Below are 18,952 nucleotides of genomic sequence, written 5' to 3' on the forward strand. Positions count from 1 at the left end.
GGGCGCGGGGGTCATGCCCCCGCGCAGGCATCAACGTTCGAGCGAATGCTTGAGGTCACGCATCTCGTCGTGACCTTCCTTCACCGAGCTGTAGGCTTCCTCAATGGCGGTACGGACCGAAGGCGACAGACCGCTATCGCGAACAGCGTCCTCGAACTTTGCCTTGATGTGATCCTCGCCGGCTTCGACCTCGTCGATGATAGCCTTTTCATTCTGGCCGGTGACAGCCGCCTTGAGTTTGAGGAAGGCGCGATGCGCTCCGGCCAGCAGGGTGCCACCATCCTCTGGCGCGCCCCCCAGGGCTGCGACCTGCTGCTGCAATCGCGCGGCAACCTGCTGTCGTTCCCCTGCGCGACTTGTGAAGAGAGCGCTGAAGCGGCTTTCGCTATTTTCAGCCGCTTCGGTATAGCCGTTAACGCTGTCGATCGTGGTCGCGATAAGGCTGTTCAACACGGCGATGTCATGGCTGGCGTCTGGCATGCTAGGCTCCTCACTGGACGACCGCCTGCGGATGCAAAGGTCGGGAGTAGAACGCGTCGCAGCCATTTAAGTCGCGCTCGCTTTCGCGGGTGGCGATATTCTCCCGCAGCAGTCACACGGGCTCGCGACGAACGCAGAGGCCGGTCGCTGCCTTTGTAAAAACCACCGGGTCGGACGCGCCGATCCGGACCAGCTGGCGGACGTCACATTGATCGGCGCAGACGTTCTTGCGCCCAAGGAGACGCGCGGGAGCCGTCCTTGTTTGTTGGTGGAACCGGCGGGGATGGTCGCCGTTATCGCGAATTCTCACAGATTTTCGCAGAAAGGATCATCGATGAAGCTTCTTGTTGCAGCCTCGCTGTTGGGCCTGGCGACGGTTCCCGCTTTCGCTCAGGTCAGCACCGCGACCACCGGATCGCTCACTGCGGCCGATGCTGGCGTGGCGCCGCGTGCGGGTGTTTCGGCCACCGACTATGTCAAGCTTGCAGCCGATTCCGATCTGTACGAAATCCAGTCCAGTCGTTTGGCGGCGACCAAGGCGCAACGCAAGGACGTCAAGGACTTCGCGAAGGAAGTGATTTCCGACCACAGCGCGACGAGCAAATCGCTCATGGCCGCGCTGCGTAACGATGATCGCAGCATCACCCGGCCTTCGACCTCCTTGTCGGCCGACAAGGCCGCCAAGCTGACACTCCTGCGCAAGGCACCGCGCGACCAGTTCGACAATCTTTATCTCCAGCAGCAGGCGGAAGCGCATCAGGAGGCTTGGGCTCTTCACAAAGGCTATGCGACCGACGGGACCGACCCTGCGCTCAAGCAGGTCGCTTCGACCGCAGTCCCTGTCATCGAGCGGCATCTGACCCACGCCAAGCAGCTGTTGCCCGCCGGCCTCGCGGGGGCCGCGCACTAAGCGATCGCTCAGACGGAGCCGGCGCGTGCGCCGGCTCCCGACGCGAGCCGCTGTGGCGACCCACCGTCTCTACCGTGAGGCGACATCAAGATCGCAGATCCGCGCCAGTCTCACGATCCTCATTCATTCAGCCAGACCGGTCCTGACTGTGCCGACGAAATCCTCGTCAGACTTGAACGGCGCGGGACGCGGAGAATCCACTTTGAGCGAGTACCGAAAACGTCGTGTTGCCTGGCGTCGAAATGTTGCGGCTTTTGACTCTCGAATGCAACGCGAGCTGGACAGACTTGGCATCCTTCTGCGCTCTTCGATCCCCATGGGCGCTAACACGGGCTTTGAAGAGCTGGTTGCAGCGATGGGTGCTGCGGAAACCCGTTGCTGAACCATGGATCCGCGACGATTGCTTTGGCAACGTCCGGTGCACGGGTATATTTGTCGATGGATTTGAGCCCTTTCGGCTAGGATGGAACACTCTGACAGATAATGCATTTTGGCGAGATCAAAGGGGATGCTGGTGATGTTCAAGCCGACTGAGGAATATTATCGCAAACGCGCCGAACGGGCCCGTGAGCTCGCGGTGACGCTCCCGCCGTGGATCGGTCAGCACCTGCTCCGGGAAGCGCTTATGTTCGAGGACCGAGCTGCACGCCGGGCGGTCTGCACGCCAGATGCTCGAGATGATGATCTCACGCTAGCGGCGTAACGTAACCCGCCAGTCCGGATGCTATTCTGGGCTCTCTTTGGCAGGCGCCCTGGTCTCCAGGATAAGAGGAATGTCCGAAGCCAGTTATCGGTCGCGCTCGATCGCAAAGACCGCAAGCTCAATGAGCAGCTCAGTAGGCGCCGCAATGGGGGCCAGCGCATCAACGGCCTCATCGACGAGCCGTCGCGCCATCTCCTTGGCCTGACGGATGCCAAGCACGCTCACGAAGTTGCTTTTGCCCTGTGCCTGATCCTTCTTGAGCCGCTTGCCCACCACCGCCTCGCTGCCCTCGACGTCGAGCAGATCATCGGCAATCTGGAAAGCGAGGCCGAGCCTGCGCGCATAGCCGCGTAGCGCCAGTCGCTCGACGTTCGATGCCTCCCCCAGCAGAGCGCCCGCATCGACGCTCCACTCAATCAATGCGCCCGTCTTCCACTCCTGAAGGCGGGTGATGCCCTCGAGGTTGCCCGTGTCATGGCTGGGCAGCAGGTCGAGCATCTGGCCTCCCGCCATGCCGGCGGCGCCCGCGCAACGCGCAAGTTCCATCACTAGGTTCGCGCGAACATCCGATCTTGGGTGCGTGGCGGGCTGCGCAAGCAGTTCGAAGGCAAGTGCGTGAAGCGCGTCGCCCGCAAGTACGGCGGTTGCCTCGTCAAAAGCCCGGTGCACGGTCGGCTTGCCGCGGCGCGTGTCATCGTCGTCCATGCACGGCAGATCATCGTGGATCAGCGAATGGACGTGGAGGCATTCGATCGCAAGGCCGGCACGCCGTGAATGATCCTCGGGCACATTGAACAGATCGGCCGTCGTCTTGACCAGCAGCGGACGCAGCCTCTTGCCACCCCCGATCGCTGCGTGTCGCATCGCGGCGTAAAGCTGATCGCGGGCGTCGCCGGGCGGCTGGAGGATGTGATCGAGGCCGGCATCGACCGTGCGCGCTATCGCCGCCAGTGCCCCGGGAAGCAGTCCGATATCGGCGTGCGATGGCATCTCGATCAACATAGTGCCACCTGTCGAAATGAGACACCTTCTTCCTGATCGCCGACCTGTTGCATCGAGATGTCGAACACGCGGCCCAGCCCTTCGATCACCTCGCTGACCGATTGGGCCGGGGTGGAGGCCGCTGCCGTAATTCCGATCGCTTCGCTCGCATCAAGGCGCGCAAAATCAAGGTCCGACAGGCCGGCGATGAGCTGGATGTTGGTGCAGCCTTCGGCTTCGGCGACTTCGGCGAGACGCCGCGCGTTCGACGAGAAGCTTTCCCCCACGATGATGAAAGCGTCGACGTCGCGCGCGATCGCGCGAACCGCGGACTGGCGATTGGTGGTCGCGTAACAGATGTCGCTGCCCTGGGGGCCGACGATGTGCGGGAAGCGCGCTTTGAGGGCATCGACGATCTGCCGCGCCTCCTCCACAGCGAACGTGGTCTGAACGGCGTAGGCAAGCGGGCGGATCACCCGATCGCAAAGATGATCGACCTCGTTCGCCGTTGCGATCACCTCCGCTGCCCCCGATGGGAGCTGTCCCAGCGTGCCGTCGATTTCGGGATGCCCGCTATGCCCGATCAGGATGATATGCCGGCCCTCTTTGTGATGGCGGTTCACCTCGCGATGGACCTTGTCGACCAGGGGGCAGATGGCGTCGAAAACGCGCAGCTTGCGCTCATGTGCCGCAAAAGCGACGTCGCGCGACACGCCATGTGCCGACAGGATGAGCACCGCCCCTTCCGGGACGTCGTCGACCTCTTCGACAAAGACAGCGCCGAGCGCCTCGAGGCGGCGCATGACGACGCGGTTGTGGACGATTGGCCGGCGAACATAGACGGGGGCGCCAAAGCGGCGAAGAGCGCCCTCAACCGCATCGATGGCCCGCGTGACACCCGCACAAAAGCCGCGCGGCGCCGCGAGCACAATGCGCACTGCTCGGAGCCTGGACGAGTGAGCCGGGGCGGCATTGGCGATAGCGGATGCGGAGGGGGATGGCATAATCACAACCTGCTTTTGGCCCCCACCGGATCAGAGGCTAACGATGAGGCGCGCTGCCGTCCACTCCCTGTCAAAAAAGATATCGGATTCGGACCTGTCTTCGGCTGTGTCCGGGCGAGACGTCGAACAATACGGCGTCGAACTTCGGGGGGGCAAAGCCAATGGCAGGGTCGCGCGAGAAGCCAAACCCTTCGCGAGGCATGCCAAGCACCGTGTCGAGCTTGCCATTGCCATTTTCGTCATGGATCAGCGACATCGCGTACCGCCCCGGCACGAGGCCCGCCAGGATAAGCGGCGCGTTACCGACCGGCGCTGATCGCCTGATCGCCTTCGGGTCCCCCGCGCAGTTGGGAAAGTGACGGCTGTCCTGCGTCAGGCAAAGCCGGATCAGGCCCTTGCCGTTGCGCAGACCTGTCGGCGCGACTTCGAGCTGCGCATCGCTCATCTCGGCTGCGGCTGAGGGGCGAGATCTTGCCAATGCCAGGGCGGTCATCATGATTAAAACGGCCAAGACCCTGATCGGTCCGGCAGATCCGGTCCCACAAACGGAAATAAAGGCCATAATTGCACCTGTACTGACGGTGATGCTGCTGATGATGACTCGCCGTGATCAGCCAACGTCCGATCGGGCCGCGCACGAGCCGATCCGGGAACATCTCCCACCCCATGTGGTTCGTCACACCCATGAGGGTCATCACGGCGAGAACCACAAGCAGCGCCCCCCAGTGGATCGGAATCGCAAAAACGAGCGCAGGGATGACGATAGCACCCGTCCACGCCTCGACCGGGTGGAAGCTCATCGCCGCCCACGCCGTGGGCGGACGGCTCGCATGATGGACGGCATGGGCGATCCGGAACGGCCCAGGCCGGTGCATCCAGCGGTGGGTCCAGTAGAACCAGGCGTCGTGCACAATCAGGAAGGCGAATATCGAGACAGGAATCCACCACAACGGATAAGCCTCGATGTCATCGTAGATGCGCGTCCACCCGTGCGCCTGCCAGCCCCAGGCGATGAGCCCAGCGGGCAGGCCGTATATCGCCGCACTGGCGAGCGACCAGCCAATCTCGCGGCGGATCTGATCGCCACGCCCGACAAGGATTCCCGGATGCCGTCGCGCCGACAGCCACGCAAAGCCCCCGCTCGTCACGACATAGCGCCCCGCGATGATCGCGGTCATCGACAGGATTGTTACCAGGATGGCGTGCGCATTTTCCACAAGTCTGGGCATATAGCATCAATTGGCGTGAGGCGATGCTCCTGCCATAGTGCCGCATGACCAAATCCTCAGTGATCATCGTGGGCGGCGGCCTGGCGGGCTGCCTGGCCGCTCTGGCGCTGCGCCGGGCGCGCCCGGATGTCGACCTCCTGCTGATCGAAGCGGATATCCGCCTGGGCGGCGATCATGTCTGGTCGTTCTTCGACAGCGATCTTGGTCCCGAGGAGCACGCGCTTGTCGCCGAGCTCGTCGTGGCCTCGTGGCGTGGTCACCGTGTGGCATTCCCGAAGCGACGACGCACATTGGCCTGCGGCTACAATAGTGTGCGCTCGGCGCGCCTCGATGACCTTGTACGCCAGATCCTACCGCGCTCGTCGCTGCGGCTCGGCGTGCCCGTCACCAGCGTCGGCGCGAACACCGTTTCTCTCGCGGATGGAACGTCATTCCACGCCCCAGGCGTGATCGATGCGCGCGGAGCCGCCGACATGGCAGGTCTGGATCTGGGCTGGCAAAAGTTCGTCGGGCGCACCTATCGCTTCGCCCACCCGCATGGGGTGCCTCTCCCAATGATCATGGATGCCACGGTGGATCAGCGGGATGGCTATCGCTTCGTATATTGCCTGCCCTTCTCGGCCACCGAGATGCTGGTGGAGGATACCTATTATGCCGATGACCCGGAGCTCGACGAGGGTGGGATCGGTGCGAGGATCAGCGCCTATATGGCGGCCCAAAACTGGCCCGAGCATGCGGCAATCGCCGAAGAGCGCGGGATTTTGCCGGTTGCCATGGGTGGAGATGTCGGTTGCCTGTGGAAAGGGGCCGAGGTCGCACTTTTGGGGTTGCGGGGGGGGTTCTTCCATCCAACCACCGGCTATTCATTACCCGACGCAGCGCGTAACGCCGTGCTGCTCACCCAACAGACGGACATGACGAGCGCGAGCCTGCGCGCTCTTTTCCGCAAGGAAGCAGAACAACGCTGGCGGGACCGCGCCTTTTACCGCCTGCTCAATCGCATGCTGTTTCGCGCTGCGGAGCCCGAGGGGCGATATCGCGTGCTCGAACATTTCTATCGGCTCGACGAGGCGCTGATCGGTCGCTTCTACGCCGGCCGCTCGACCTTACTCGACAAGGCGCGGATTCTGAGCGGTCGTCCGCCGGTGCCGCTGGGGCGTGCCGCGGCGGCAATGTTTTATCGAACAGAAGGGCGTGCGGCATGAAGCGAGCGGCGGTGATCGGGGCCGGATTTGGTGGACTGGCGCTGGCAATCCGGCTTCAGGCGGCCGGCATCGACACGACCATCATCGAGGCGCGCGACAAGGTGGGGGGGCGCGCCTATGTGTGGAAACGCGACGGGTTCACCTTCGACGCGGGACCGACCGTCATCACCGATCCGGCATGCCTGTCGGCGCTGTGGTCGTTGAGCGGTCATGACATAAGAGCAGACGTTGACCTGGTGCCGGTATCACCGTTTTACCGGCTCTCCTGGCCTGACGGCGATACGTTCGATTACACCAATGATGACGCGCTTCTGACCCGGCAGATCGCACGTCTCGATCCACGCGACGTCGATGGCTACCGTCGCTTTCTCGCTTATTCGGCGGGGGTCTATGTCGAAGGCTATGAGAAGCTCGGGGCAGTGCCGTTCCTCGACTTTCGTTCGATGCTGCGGGCGGCGCCGGCACTCGCGCGTTATCAGGCATGGCGATCGGTCTATTCGATCGTGTCGGGCTTCGTGCGCTCGGAGAAATTGCGCCAGGCGCTGTCGTTTCACACGTTGCTGGTCGGCGGTAATCCGATGACCACAAGTTCGATCTATGCGCTCATTCACAAGCTCGAGCGCGACGGCGGAGTATGGTTTGCAAGGGGCGGGACGAATGCGCTCGTTGCCGGGCTGGCGCGGCATTTCGAGCGGATCGGCGGGCGGATCATTCTGGGGGATCCCGTCACATCGATCAGCACCGCCGGCGATCGGGTGACAGCGGTGACGACAGCCCGGGGCGGGTCGCAAACCTTCGACGCGGTCGCCTCAAATGCTGACATTGTCCGCAGCTACGAGATGGTGCGCGATCACAAACGCGGACAAACCGCAGCGCGCCGCCTGAAGCGTAAACGCTTTTCGCCTTCGCTGTTCGTCGTACACTTTGGCCTGCGCGGCACCTTCGCGGATATCCCGCACCACAACATCCTGTTCGGTCCGCGCTATAAAGGACTGCTCGACGACATCTATGGCGCCGATCGGCTCGCGCCCGACCCGGCGCTCTATCTGCACCATCCCAGCGCGACCGATCGCACGATGGCGCCAAAGGGCTGTTCGACCTTCTATGCGCTCGCGCCCGTGCCGCATCTGGGCCAGCATAGCCCCGACTGGACCGAGCAGGGTCCGCACTATCAGGAGCGCATCATCGACATCGTCCAAGCCCGGCTGATTCCGGATTTGCGCCAAAGACTGGTCACGAGCTTTCACTATACGCCTGTCGATTTCGCGTCCGACCTGGGTGCGCATCTCGGATCAGCCTTCAGTCTCGAGCCTCGCCTCACGCAAAGCGCGTGGTTCCGCGTCCATAATCGCGACGATGTGCTGTCGAATCTCTATTTTGTGGGGGCCGGTACCCACCCCGGCGCGGGGATTCCCGGCGTCGTCGGCAGCGCGCAGGCTACCGCTGGTCTGATGATCGATGATCTCGCGAGCTGATCGCGCCACCCTCGTCGCCCAGGCGCAAGCAGCGATCGCGCAAGGTTCGCAATCTTTCGCGATGGCGAGCCGGCTGTTCGATCGGGTAACGCGGGAGCGGGCCTGGTTGCTCTACGCCTGGTGCCGACGCTGCGACGATATCGTCGATGGCCAGGAAATGGGCGGTCGCATGTCAACGACGACCGACCCCCGAGGTCGGTTCGAAAGCGCGTACCGTCAGACTATCGCAGCGCTCGACGGCCGCCCTGGCGAGGAACCAGCGTTTCGAGGCCTGGCGCTTCTTGTCGATGAGGTCGCCATGCCACGCCGCCTCATCCTTGATCATCTTGCTGGCTTCGAGGCTGATTCACGGGGATGGCGGCCGCAAAATGTCGATGACCTTCTATACTATTGCTACCAGGTCGCCGGCGTCGTGGGCTGTATGATGGCGGTCGTGATGGGAGTCGATCCGCGCGATGAAGACACGCTCGACCGGGCGTGCGATCTTGGCATCGCCTTCCAGCTGGCGAACATTGCCCGCGATATCGTCGAGGACGCCGAGAATGGCCGCTGCTATATCCCGGCCGACTGGCTCGCCGCGACGGGTCTGACCGACGATAAAATTGGTAGCACGGAGTCTGCGTCGCAGCGCGCGGCTCTCGCGGCCCGGCTGGTGGACATTGCCAGCGCCCATGAGGATGCGGCCACGATCGGGGCGATGCGACTGCGCTTCCGAAGCCGATGGGCGGTCCTGGCTGCAGCCGGCATCTATGGCGCGATCGGCCGCGCGGTGGTTCGTCTGGGATGTCACGCGTGGGATAAGCGGGTGCGCGTTCCCGGCGGCCAAAAGGCGATCCTCGCGCTCAGGGCGCTTTGCACCAGCACCTTTGCAAGCCCCCCGCCCCGCCTCCGGACGGGACTATGGACGCGGCCGCGCTAGCGGGCGGCCTCGCGCGTCGCGGGCAACTGCCACCAGGGGATGTGCGGATGGCGGTGATGTTCGTGGTGATAGCCGAAATGATAGCAGGTGAGCAGCGACAGGAGCCACGGATAGCCTGAACTGCGCGCACGATGATCATCGGTGAAGCGATCATCCTGATGCGAATGCGGCAAATAGGTGCCGAACCAGAACAGCTGGATCGAAGACAGTATCGCCGGCAGCGCCCAGAACATCAGCAGGTTGGCGTACGGAACGCGCAGAACAAATGTGAGGATCATGACCACCAGAGCGAGTACGCCGAGCTCACGCACACCGAAATATTGACGAAAGAAGGCGACATACCAGGCAAGGGCTTTCGCAGGCGCGGGCGCGTGAAAGTCGGGGTCGGTGGCGGTGCCCGGCGTCCGGTGGTGTTGCATATGCTTTGGCGTGAGCCGATCGAACGAGAAACCGGCATAGGCCATGAGCGTGATCGTGCCGATCAAGCGGTTGAGGCGGGGACGCTGCGGCGCCAGCGAACCGTGCATGGCGTCATGCGCCACGATGAACAGGCCAACGTCAAGCCAGCATAAGCTGGCGACAAGGCCAAGCGCCAACAGGGGATCAAGTGCATCAGGCTCGACCCCGTAAAAGCCGTAAAGCGTCAACGCCAGCCAGGACGCGAAGATCGCGCTGGCGAGAAGGAGGCCGGTCAGGGTCTGGCGCCCGGCCATGTTAGTTTTGCGGGAGCTTGCGGACCCGCCTTGCAAGCGTCTCGACAGGCGGGGCGTACAGGAAGCCAAAAGAAACGGCACCCTTACGCGTCTTTACCGCGTGATGGATATGGTGGGCTTTGATCAGGCGGAGCAGATAGCCGCGCCGTGGCGCGCGTATAAAGGGGATGCGGCGATGGACAAGTCCATCGTGGAGCAGAGCATAGAGCAGACCGTAAAGCGCCATGCCAATCCCGATCCAGTATGCCATCTCCCTCCAGGACGATCCAAGGATCAGAACAAGGCTCATGCCTGCGAAGAGCAGACCATAGAGGTCATTGGCTTCAAACAATCCGGTACGGGGGACATGATGCGAGCGATGAAGCGGCCAGCCGATCCCGTGCATGACATAGCGATGCACTCCATAGGCCACCGCCTCCATGAAAAGGACGGTAACGAGCGCAATCGCGCAGCCAGACAATATCGGGGACGTCATATGTTCCTGCGAAAGCCCGATGTTACAGCAAACACGGCGTCAGGGCTACCGTGTTCATGCCGGCCGGCTCCCTTGTCGCCTCCAGGACGAAGGACTGCCGCATCATCGTGGAAGATGTTTGATATAACCCTCGATCGCGGCATGGCGGAGCGATCCCGTCAGACGTTCATCCTCGAAGCGAAGTTCGGCGCGCGCGCGATCATCCTGTGCGAGGGCTGAAAAGGCGAGGACCGCATCGAGAAACGTCAGACCGGAACGGGCCTGCCCCGCAACGAGCAGTCTTGCGGGAATATGCCACGGTATAGCGCTCATCGGTCACTCTTTGCTGTCAACGATCGTCCAGTATCACGTTGATCGCCGTACCGGCGCGCTTTTTCCGCGGCTGCCAAAGACCCGCCCGCTGCCGCACTGAAATGTCAATCAGGGTCGTGACGCGCAAACTGCTTGGGGATGGTTCCGGGACTGGTGCCGCTTGATGGCAGTGTTATGACAGACCCGCCGCAGGGGGGGGCCGGGTGTGATGAAAATTGAGCAGAACAGCGTGGGCGATATTGGCGTCACTCAAGCGAGCGATCCGCTCCACGCCTTCGCCCGGCTCCTTAACGCAGATGCGCTGACATTTATCGCGGACCCTTTGGGCGCGGTGATCATCTCGCGTCTCGTGACCGCGCATGAAGCAGGGCGCAAAATTCATGTTCGCGAACTCACCCACGGTGCCCGGGCGTCGGCAACCGCGATGCTCCGGCGCCTCGAGCAGTTTGAAAATGATGGCCTTATTTGTCGGGCACGCGACCCGCACGATGGTCGGTCCCGATGTGTCGCGATCACGCCCAAAGGGGAGCAGGCTGTAAAGCGAGCGGTCCGCGCCATCGGATCGGCGGCCATCTGAGGACTCGCCGGCGGACCTGCCTTAACGACGCGTCTTTTGTCCCCATATCGTCCGGGCAACGCCCGTTTCAGGCCGCGACGCCCCGGTCCCGGACGGCATGTACAGCGCGATCGCGCGGAGAGCCGCAGCGCGCCACGGCTTTATTAGGGTCGGCGGAACGACCCGCGGTCTTTAGCATTATAGAGCCAAGCCAGGGCTTTCTCCGCCACCGGCAAAGGGATGCGGATGGACGAGCGTAAAGACTGGCATCTCACCGACGACATCGAGCATGAACGCGGACGCGGAGATCCCTTCGCTGCAGCCGTTCGCGCGACGCGTATGCCTATGGTGATCACCGATCCAAATCGGCCCGACAATCCGATCGTCTTCTGCAACAAGGCTTTTCAGCAGCTGACGGGATATGAGCGCAGCGAGATCATCGGGCGAAACTGTCGTTTCCTACAGGGGCCGGACACCGACCGGAACGACGTTCGCAAGGTGCGTGAGGCGATCGAGGCGGGCCGGGATGTCGATGTCGACTTGCTCAATTATCGCAAGGACGGGTCGACCTTCTGGAACGCTCTTTACCTCAGTCCCGTGCGCGGCGAGGCAAATGATATCCAGTTCTTTTTCGCCTCGCAGCTCGACGTCACGGATCGCGTCGAAGCGCAACGTGTGATCGCCGAGCAGAAGATGATCGTGGAAGAGGAGGTCGAGCGGCGCACGGCGCAGCTGAGCGCCGCGCTGGAGGCCAAGACCGTTCTTCTCCACGAAGTCGATCACCGGGTAAAAAACAATCTGACGATGATCGGATCGCTGCTCAGGCTTCAGGCCCGCACGATCGGAAATGCCGAGATCAGCGCCAAGCTCGAGGCAATGCTGGAGCGTATCGATGCCCTGGCCACTGTGCACAGGCGCCTTTACGAATCCGATGACGTCAATCTTTTCGATATTGGGGCCTTCACCGAAAATCTTGTCGCCGACGTGGTGGGTGCGGCCGGGCGCGTCGAAATTGAAGCGCGCGTCGATGTCGACCGGATCAATGTGCCGTCGTCGATCGCTGCGGCATTGGGCCTGATGATCAACGAAATCCTGACAAACGCACTCAAGCATGCCTATGCGCATCAAGGTGGAACGCTGACCGTGTCGGCAAAGCGGGATAACGACAGGGCTCGGATCACCATTGCCGATGACGGGCCGGGATTTGATGCGGACATGCCGCCTGTTCAAGGGCTGGGTACCCTCCTGGTCAAACGGCTGGCAAAGCAGGCCACCGCCGAGGTCGCATGGGCGTCAAGCGGCGCGGGCACCGTTGTAACCGTCACTTTTCCCATGGCAGACGCATGAAGCGCCCGCTCGCACCGCTTCACGTTTTGATCGTCGAGGATGAAGCGCTCCTTGCGATGGACATCGAGGCGATGATCGAAGATAGCGGCCACCGCGTTGTGGCCGAGGCGGCATCCCTGTTTGATGTCGAGGAATTGCCGCGCGATCTGGCGCCGGATCTTGCTTTCGTTGACATCCAGCTGGCCCACGGCACGAACGGGCTCGATGTCTGTCGCCATATCCAGGCCAGCTGGCCCGGCACATTCATTGTTTTCGTCACCGCCAATCCCAAGAAGATCCCCGAGGACTATTGCGGTGCGCACGGCGTGATACCGAAGCCCTTCTCTCGCAACGGGCTCATGTCCGCTATGCGATATATCGAGGAGGGGGTCTGCGATCCGCCGCCCGTATCGCCACAACCGGCGAGCTTCATCGCCTCACCCGCATTCGCCGCCACCTGGGTTAGTTGACCTAGGGATTGCCGGCTCGTTATCGCCGGCAGGATGAAGGCCGCCGCGATGCAGGTTCGGTCGCACGTTCGAGGCGATCAGAAGAATCGCGCAGCTAAGCATTTTGATGCCAGCGGTTTGACGCGGGTGCCAGCTCGGCCGGCGGGACCGCGGCGCCGACCTTTCGCTTCTACCTAGGAAATCCTTTCGACCGGGACTGAGCCCGCAAGCGCCGCATTCGCCCGGTGGAATTGGGCGACAAGACATGGACCGGGGTGTCGTCCCCCGACGCGCGCCGATCTTGCCAGGAGGTGGCGAGCTCCGGTCGCACCGTGTCGGCGGCCCCAGGGCTAGGCAAACCCAGCTTCCGCCTCAATCGGTCAAGCCGTTCTGATTTTCGTCTCGGCATACCAGCTCTATTCTGCAATGGGCCTATCGCGCGGGACGATGCCATCGATACAACCGACCTCGCCGCTTTGATCTAAAGAACGACGCAGTGAATGTCTGCGATCGCAAATCAGGAGCAAAGATTTTGTCGGACACTCGGTCGCGAAAGGGACTGCGCTTAGCTCTGGCGAGCGCACCGCGTGGTCATCACCGCAACGATCTCCAGGCTCACGGCTAAGGAAAATCGCAGCCAGCGAGCCCGGCCCGCAGCGTCCTCGGGGCTCTCGACCACCTGATAGCCGCGTCCAGAACGACCCTATGCGGCCGCAAGGCTGGCAGCCCAGAGCATCGCCGGGCTGGCACCCTCAAATCATGGCGCCTCGCATGGTTCGCGCCTTCCGCCGCTCCTTGGCGTCGTGTTGTCCCGGCGGCACCACGGAACTGATCTATATGGATGTGCGGCGCGCGACTCCCGAGCCACATGCCGGACATGGTCGAGCCGGTACAGATCAGCGACAGCGGTCAGATAAGGATGGTCGTGGGGGATGTTATGCGCTTTGAGGCCGTGAATGCTCTAGGGTCGCTGCTCGTTGACATTGACCTGGTCGCATGGACGGTTCTGCGCGATCGTCACCCCGATATTCTCGGCGCCGTGAGAGCTCTCGAAGCCTTGGCTAGGCATGGCCGCTGGCAAACCAAACGAGGAACCCGATCTCTTGTGGTATCGCTCGGCCCGCTGATCATCGATGAAGTGACCGCGCCGAATTGAGCGTCCATTGCCACCCCTGTTAGCATTGTGGCGCAGTAGCGCGAGATGAGAGCGGGCGATCATAGTCTCATCTGGATGAGACGATCGATTGGCGGCGCACCGGCATAGCGCCCGATACATGCTCGGCCGGCTACGTGTGTCGGAGCATAGCTGTCCCGGCGGATCGATGTTCGTGATCAGGTTCGGATCGCTATCTGGGAAAAATTCGACATTTTCGCCGTTGCGATGGATCGGGTTTCACAGTCTGTCGGTTAAGCCGAGGCGGCGGCAGGCGTCGCGACGATCGATGACAGGCGCGCAGATTGGGCTCAGTGGTTTTTCGGGTTGTCGCAACCGACGATATGGGTCGCGTGCCGCTGTGGATGTGGATCGAGCCGCTATCTGCAACGATCTCGATCCACGATCTCGAAGCCGCCTTTCCCAATCCTGAGCAGAAAAACTCAGCAGGCCTGTTCATGGAGCATCGCACCGCAATCGAACGCTGTGTACGGCGGATTGCGGGCAAGATGCGTGTGCGACCGGACGAACCTCTCAAGATCACGGCTGCCGATCTGGCCGATGATGAATATCAGCACGACGCGTCTGACCGCGACGCGCCCAGTGCGCTGGCTGACATGAAGACTGATCGCTCCATTGCCCTGGCGGCGAAAGCTTCCGTCGAGCCCGCCCGCGACCCGCAACGGCATAACCGAGTAACCGCAGGCCGCTGACAAACGAGGCGATCTGGGCACCTTCCCCGTCTGCCCGAAAAAGACCCCGCCTGGGGTGCGGCGGGGTCCGAGTTCTGGCGTGTTTTAGGGAACACCTCGCGCGAAATGCTTTGTCGTGGAATTGGTTCCGGAACTTTTGCAAATAAGCGGTTCCAGTTTCGAACGCGGCCGTGTGGGCCCTCAATAACGATGGGCTTAGAGGAACTGGGGCGGACGTTGTGCCGCCTAGACGTGATCGCATCGCCGGCGCCCCGGCTACGCTCGCTTGATCCAAATTAGGGCGATTATAGCCTCTGGCGGCATTACCCTCCGGAACGGCACGCAGGCCGACGAGTTTCGGGACATCATCGCATTCAGGTCGCACCGAGGAGTATCCACAATGGCCGACGATGTTCAGCACACGGGTGCCGCTACGAACGCAGCTGTGCAAAAGCGGCCACGTGCCGCGACACGGCGGAAGGCGGACACTTCGTCGGTTACGAAGACTGAGCCGGCGAGCGCGAACAATAAGGTCGTAAAGGGCGTGGCTCGTGCGTCGAAGACGACGCGGAGGGCCGCTCGGACTGTGAGCGAGAGCGCGAAGTCCCTGGGCGAAGATGTAAGCCGTCGAACCGCACCCACGCTTCGCCGGATTGCTGAGGCCCCTGCCAAGGCCGGACGCCGGGCGAACCAAGCCTATGACGCGACAAAAAAGGCCGCTACGGGGCGAACGGCCGTGGTGGTAGGCGCTGCCGCTGCGGGCCTTGTGACGGGGCTGGTGGTAAATCTCGGGCGCAAAGTCGCGGTGCAGGCGCCAAGCGTGATGGCGGGCGACTGGTTCGAGGCGGTGAAGCTGGAGCATCAGGCGGCGCTATCGCTTTTTGATGCGATCGAGGCGACCGAGGTCAACGAGCCCGCAAAGCGCAACATGCTTCTGACACAGCTCCAGCACGCGCTCGCCAAACACGCATTCACCGAGGAAAATGTCATTTACCCCGCCTTGCGCGAGTGGGGTGATAAGGCTGATGCCGACAAGCTCAACCATGATCATGGTTATGTGAAGCAGCATCTCTACGAGCTCGACGCGATCGATCCGAAGTCGAGCCGGTTCCTTGGTAAAATTGCTGCATTCCGCGCTGACCTGGAGGCGCATATTCGCGAGGAGGAAGAGTCGATCTTCCCGCCGCTTCATGCCGCTTTCGGAGAAGAGAAGAACAAGACGATCACCGCTCTTGCCAATAAGGAAGGCTTCAAGCTCGCCTGAGCTTGAGCGATCGTGGTGAAGACATCCCTTTCGTGTCTTGGTGGGCGGCATTGGCCGAAGGCCGCCTTTTCCGCCGCCGTCGCAGGACCAGCACTGAGCCGCTGCGCCGATTGCGGAGCTCCGATGCGCAAGGACGAAGCAGGCCGGTGGTCGGTGCGCGGCCATCCGCTAGTCTGGTCCTGGCGGCGTGTTTTTGGCGGGAGGTTGCCTCGCGCGTGGGTCGTGCTCGCGTCGCTCTAGGGGGTGCGTTTTCTCTGGCGAGAGCGCCTGATTCAGGACCACCACCGAGAACTCCACCCGGATCCGCGGGCGTCCTAAGCGCGCAGCGATCGTCTGAGGGCAATATATCCGGCTTCGCGCAAAAGCGGCTTTGATCGCGACAGGGTTCAAGCCCGACCTGCTTTGCACGACGCTCCCCACGCGATGCTAGCGACGAGACGTTGCAGGCCGTTCGCGATGCAATCGTTTGTCGGTTTCGGGGGCGCCCCTCTTGCGCTACGGTGTCATCACGATGAGCGAACGAGGCCATGGTGGCGGTCGGCTCAGATTTCCCGATGGATCGCCCACGATGTCCACGGCGCTCGCCGCTTCAGCCCCATCCCGTTCAGATCGGCCGATGTTTCTCGCAGGTGGCGGACGGTGTGCCGACCTGATCGCCGCGAAGAACTGGGCCAATACGCCGCTTGGACCGATAGCAGCGTGGTCGACCTGCCTCACCAACGCGACCTCGCTCATGCTGCGTTCGCGTATTCCCATCGTGATGTTGTGGGGGCGTGAGGGCGTCATGCTGTACAATGACGCTTATTCGGGTTTTGCAGGCGCACGTCATCCCGACCTGCTCGGCTCGAACGTCCGCGAAGGCTGGGGCGAGGTCGCCGATTTCAACGACAATGTGATGAACGTCGTCCTGGCCGGCGGAACGTTGCACTATCGCGACCAGGAACTGACCCTGTTGCGAAACGGAGCCCCCGAACAGGTCTGGATGGACCTCGATTATTCGCCGGTGCTCGCCGAGACGGGCATACCCGCCGGGGTCATATGCTTTCTTGCGGAAACCACCGAGCGTGTCGCGGCCGAGCGGAAATCGGATTTCCTGTTCACGCTGTCGGAAGATCTCCGGGCGCTGTCCACCCCGGCCGAGATCATGAGCCTGGCTGCGGAACGCCTGGGAAACTGGCTCGATGCCAGCCGCGTCTTTTATGCCGAGATCGCCAGCGGGCGCATGACCGTCGAGCGCGACTATGCGCGTCGCGTGGGCTCGATCGTTGGCGAACATTCTCTCGAGGCGTTCGGGCCCGATCTGCTTGCAGCCTACAGAATTGGCACACCCGTAACCGTTCAGGACGTCCAGTTGGATGCCCGGCTGAGCCTGGACGCCAAGGCGGGGCTGGCTTCCCGCGAGGTCGGCGCTTTCGTGGACGTGGTGCTGTTCGAAGAAACGCAATGGGTCGGTCTGCTGGCGGTGCAGAACGACACGCCCCGCATCTGGTCCAAAGCCGAAGAGACGCTGATCCATGACGTCGGGGAGCGGGTCAGGGGCGCCGTCGAGCGCGCTCGTGCCGAGCGCGATCGCCTCTGGGATCTCACCCAGGACATGCTGGCGCGGGCCGATTATCGCGGGATGATGTCGGCGGTCAGCCCTGCCTGGACGCGGGTTCTCGGCTGGAGCGAAAACGAACTTCTCACCCGCGGTTATGCCAGCTTCATGCATCCCGAGGACGAGGCCCCTACCCTGTCCGCGATCGCGCGCATGGCCGAAACGCGCCAACCCGCACGGTTTGAGAACCGCATCGCGACCAGGGATGGCGGCTGGAAAAGCGTTGAATGGACCGTTGCTCCCGAACCCGACGGCGCAAACTTTGTGGCGGTCGGGCGCGACCTGAGTGACGCCAAGGCCCGACAGGCCGAGCTCGAAGCGGCACACGAAGCGCTTCGGCAAAGCCAGAAGATGGATGCCGTTGGACAACTGACGGGCGGAATCGCGCACGACTTCAATAATATGCTGACCGGGATTATCGGCAGCCTCGACCTCATACAGCGAAACATCGCGACAGGGAGGATGGATCGGGTCGATCGCTATATCGAGGCCGCCATGACATCGGCGCAGCGGGCCGCTGCGCTCACCTCGCGGCTCCTTGCTTTCGGCCGTCGTCAATCGCTTGATCTCACGGCCATCGACGTCAACGCGCTGGTCGAAGGCCTCGAGGAACTGCTTCGCCGTACGCTCGGCGAGCAGGTCGAGTTCGAGACCCGGCTTGCGTCGGATCTCTGGACGGCTTCGACCGACGCGCATCAACTGGAAAGCGCGCTTCTCAATCTGTGCATCAACGCCCGGGATGCGATGCCACAAGGCGGCAAGCTGATCGTCGAGACGGCCAATTTCGAACGCGATGACGGGCGCGACCACGGCGGGCTCGACGCCGGCGACTATGTTGTCCTGAGCGTTACCGATTCCGGATCCGGCATGTCGCCATCCACGCTCGAAAAGGTCTTCGAGCCTTTCTTTACCACAAAGCCGGTCGGCCAGGGCACGGGCCTGGGCCTTTCGATGATCTACGGCTTCGCGCAACAATCCGGCGGTCATGTGCAGATCGACAGCGAGCTCGGGCGGGGCACGACGGTGAAGCTATTTGTCCAGCGCTTCCACGGCGAAAGGCCGGTCGGGTCCGACAGGCTATCGCAAACCCCGCTTGGCGCTGGCGAATTTGTCATGGTGGTGGAGGACGATCCGTCAGTTCGGCTGATCGTGACCGAAGTCCTCACCGAGATCGGCTATGGCGTGATCGAGGCGGTCGATGCTGCGAGCGCTATTCCCATCCTCGAGTCCGGTCGCCAGATCGATTTGCTCGTCACCGATGTCGGTCTGCCCGGACTGAACGGTCGGCAGTTGGCCGAGATTGCACGGCAGACCAGACCTGAACTCAAGGTGCTTTTCGTTACGGGCTACGCCGAAAATGCGACCGTCCGGACCGGATTTCTCGACGAGGGCATGGACATGATGACCAAGCCATTCGCGGTCGAGGCGCTGGCTGAGAAGATCCGCGACACGCTTGGCAGCCCGACGGACCGCCCGCCAGCGAACTAGGCGGCATGCGGCGCTTGATGT

At 62.5% G+C, this 18,952-nt stretch carries 19 protein-coding genes and 1 pseudogene; 12 read left to right on the top strand and 8 right to left on the bottom strand.

Translation table 11 applies throughout. The features are described 5' to 3' along the window. Positions 1-30: 30 nt before the first annotated feature. Positions 31-480, bottom strand: coding sequence for a PA2169 family four-helix-bundle protein (locus EOD43_RS19555; protein ID WP_127745703.1), 450 nt, complete (start codon positions 478-480; stop codon positions 31-33). 208 nt (positions 481-688) lie between these two features. On the opposite strand from EOD43_RS19555, the gene EOD43_RS19560 reads away from it, so the two are divergent. Continuing rightward, positions 689-1,390, top strand: a complete 702-nt coding sequence (locus EOD43_RS19560) for a DUF4142 domain-containing protein (protein ID WP_240653377.1) — start codon at positions 689-691, stop codon at positions 1,388-1,390. Positions 1,391-1,904: 514 nt separating this feature from the next. Beyond that, positions 1,905-2,093 (top strand): hypothetical protein, encoded by a 189-nt coding sequence (locus tag EOD43_RS19565; protein ID WP_164857356.1) that lies wholly within the window; start codon positions 1,905-1,907, stop codon positions 2,091-2,093. Positions 2,094-2,177: 84 nt separating this feature from the next. Here the strand turns inward: EOD43_RS19565 and EOD43_RS19570 are convergent, their stop codons facing one another. The 4 genes and pseudogenes from EOD43_RS19570 to EOD43_RS19585 form a co-directional block, all read right to left on the bottom strand. Beyond that, on the bottom strand, positions 2,178-3,095 hold the full coding sequence (locus EOD43_RS19570) for a polyprenyl synthetase family protein (protein WP_127745705.1): 918 nt from the start codon (positions 3,093-3,095) through the stop codon (positions 2,178-2,180). After that, a complete protein-coding gene (ispH, locus tag EOD43_RS19575) occupies positions 3,089-4,012 on the bottom strand; it encodes a 4-hydroxy-3-methylbut-2-enyl diphosphate reductase (protein WP_206363602.1) in 924 nt (307 codons plus the stop codon). Before ispH ends, EOD43_RS19570 begins: the two co-directional genes overlap by 7 nt. A 136-nt stretch (positions 4,013-4,148) precedes the next feature. Further along, positions 4,149-4,640 (bottom strand): DUF2141 domain-containing protein, encoded by a 492-nt coding sequence (locus tag EOD43_RS19580; protein WP_338069017.1) that lies wholly within the window; start codon positions 4,638-4,640, stop codon positions 4,149-4,151. Continuing rightward, positions 4,570-5,307, bottom strand: a pseudogene (locus EOD43_RS19585) (sterol desaturase family protein); the annotation flags it as partial. The gene EOD43_RS19580 and the pseudogene EOD43_RS19585, both read right to left, overlap by 71 nt. A 44-nt stretch (positions 5,308-5,351) precedes the next feature. Here EOD43_RS19585 and crtY point away from each other — a divergent pair. The 3 genes from crtY to EOD43_RS19600 are packed head-to-tail and all read left to right on the top strand — an operon-like array spanning position 5,352 to position 8,906. Further along, complete coding sequence (gene crtY / locus EOD43_RS19590) at positions 5,352-6,512, top strand: lycopene beta-cyclase CrtY (RefSeq protein WP_127745708.1); 1,161 nt, start codon at positions 5,352-5,354, stop codon at positions 6,510-6,512. Continuing rightward, positions 6,509-7,987, top strand: coding sequence for a phytoene desaturase (locus EOD43_RS19595; RefSeq protein WP_127745709.1), 1,479 nt, complete (start codon positions 6,509-6,511; stop codon positions 7,985-7,987). Before crtY ends, EOD43_RS19595 begins: the two co-directional genes overlap by 4 nt. Next, the gene (locus tag EOD43_RS19600; RefSeq protein ID WP_127745710.1) at positions 7,971-8,906 is read left to right on the top strand and encodes a phytoene/squalene synthase family protein; all 936 of its coding nucleotides are present in this window, start codon (positions 7,971-7,973) and stop codon (positions 8,904-8,906) included. The genes EOD43_RS19595 and EOD43_RS19600 overlap by 17 nt, the downstream gene beginning before the upstream one ends. Here the strand turns inward: EOD43_RS19600 and EOD43_RS19605 are convergent. The 3 genes from EOD43_RS19605 to EOD43_RS19615 all read right to left on the bottom strand — a co-directional run bounded on the left by EOD43_RS19605 (position 8,903) and on the right by EOD43_RS19615 (position 10,406). Then, positions 8,903-9,553, bottom strand: a complete 651-nt coding sequence (locus EOD43_RS19605; RefSeq protein WP_240653379.1) for a fatty acid desaturase — start codon at positions 9,551-9,553, stop codon at positions 8,903-8,905. The two genes, EOD43_RS19600 and EOD43_RS19605, sit on opposite strands and share 4 nt — an antisense overlap. 67 nt (positions 9,554-9,620) lie before the next feature. Beyond that, the gene (locus EOD43_RS19610) at positions 9,621-10,094 is read right to left on the bottom strand and encodes a sterol desaturase family protein (protein ID WP_127745712.1); all 474 of its coding nucleotides are present in this window, start codon (positions 10,092-10,094) and stop codon (positions 9,621-9,623) included. A gap of 102 nt (positions 10,095-10,196) precedes the next feature. Further along, the gene (locus tag EOD43_RS19615; RefSeq protein ID WP_127745713.1) at positions 10,197-10,406 is read right to left on the bottom strand and encodes a hypothetical protein; all 210 of its coding nucleotides are present in this window, start codon (positions 10,404-10,406) and stop codon (positions 10,197-10,199) included. A 208-nt stretch (positions 10,407-10,614) separates the two neighbouring features. On the opposite strand from EOD43_RS19615, the gene EOD43_RS19620 reads away from it, so the two are divergent. The 7 genes from EOD43_RS19620 (at position 10,615) to EOD43_RS19650 (ending at position 18,931) form a co-directional block, all read left to right on the top strand. Then, the gene (locus tag EOD43_RS19620; protein ID WP_127745714.1) at positions 10,615-10,983 is read left to right on the top strand and encodes a helix-turn-helix domain-containing protein; all 369 of its coding nucleotides are present in this window, start codon (positions 10,615-10,617) and stop codon (positions 10,981-10,983) included. Between the two features lie 225 nt (positions 10,984-11,208). Then, the gene (locus EOD43_RS19625; RefSeq protein ID WP_127745715.1) at positions 11,209-12,309 is read left to right on the top strand and encodes a PAS domain-containing protein; all 1,101 of its coding nucleotides are present in this window, start codon (positions 11,209-11,211) and stop codon (positions 12,307-12,309) included. Beyond that, positions 12,306-12,758, top strand: coding sequence for a response regulator (locus tag EOD43_RS19630; protein WP_127745716.1), 453 nt, complete (start codon positions 12,306-12,308; stop codon positions 12,756-12,758). Before EOD43_RS19625 ends, EOD43_RS19630 begins: the two co-directional genes overlap by 4 nt. 847 nt (positions 12,759-13,605) lie before the next feature. Continuing rightward, a complete protein-coding gene (locus EOD43_RS19635) occupies positions 13,606-13,893 on the top strand; it encodes a hypothetical protein (protein WP_127745717.1) in 288 nt (95 codons plus the stop codon). A 350-nt stretch (positions 13,894-14,243) separates the two neighbouring features. Further along, positions 14,244-14,603 (top strand): hypothetical protein, encoded by a 360-nt coding sequence (locus EOD43_RS19640; RefSeq protein ID WP_164857357.1) that lies wholly within the window; start codon positions 14,244-14,246, stop codon positions 14,601-14,603. A 379-nt stretch (positions 14,604-14,982) separates the two neighbouring features. Further along, entirely contained in the window at positions 14,983-15,846 is an 864-nt protein-coding gene (locus EOD43_RS19645) for a hemerythrin domain-containing protein (RefSeq protein WP_127745719.1), read from the top strand. Positions 15,847-16,414: 568 nt separating this feature from the next. Beyond that, entirely contained in the window at positions 16,415-18,931 is a 2,517-nt protein-coding gene (locus EOD43_RS19650; RefSeq protein ID WP_240653387.1) for an ATP-binding protein, read from the top strand. The last annotated feature ends 21 nt before the right edge of the window (positions 18,932-18,952 follow it).

Source organism: Sphingomonas crocodyli, assembly GCF_004005865.1.
Lineage (GTDB): Bacteria > Pseudomonadota > Alphaproteobacteria > Sphingomonadales > Sphingomonadaceae > Rhizorhabdus > Rhizorhabdus crocodyli.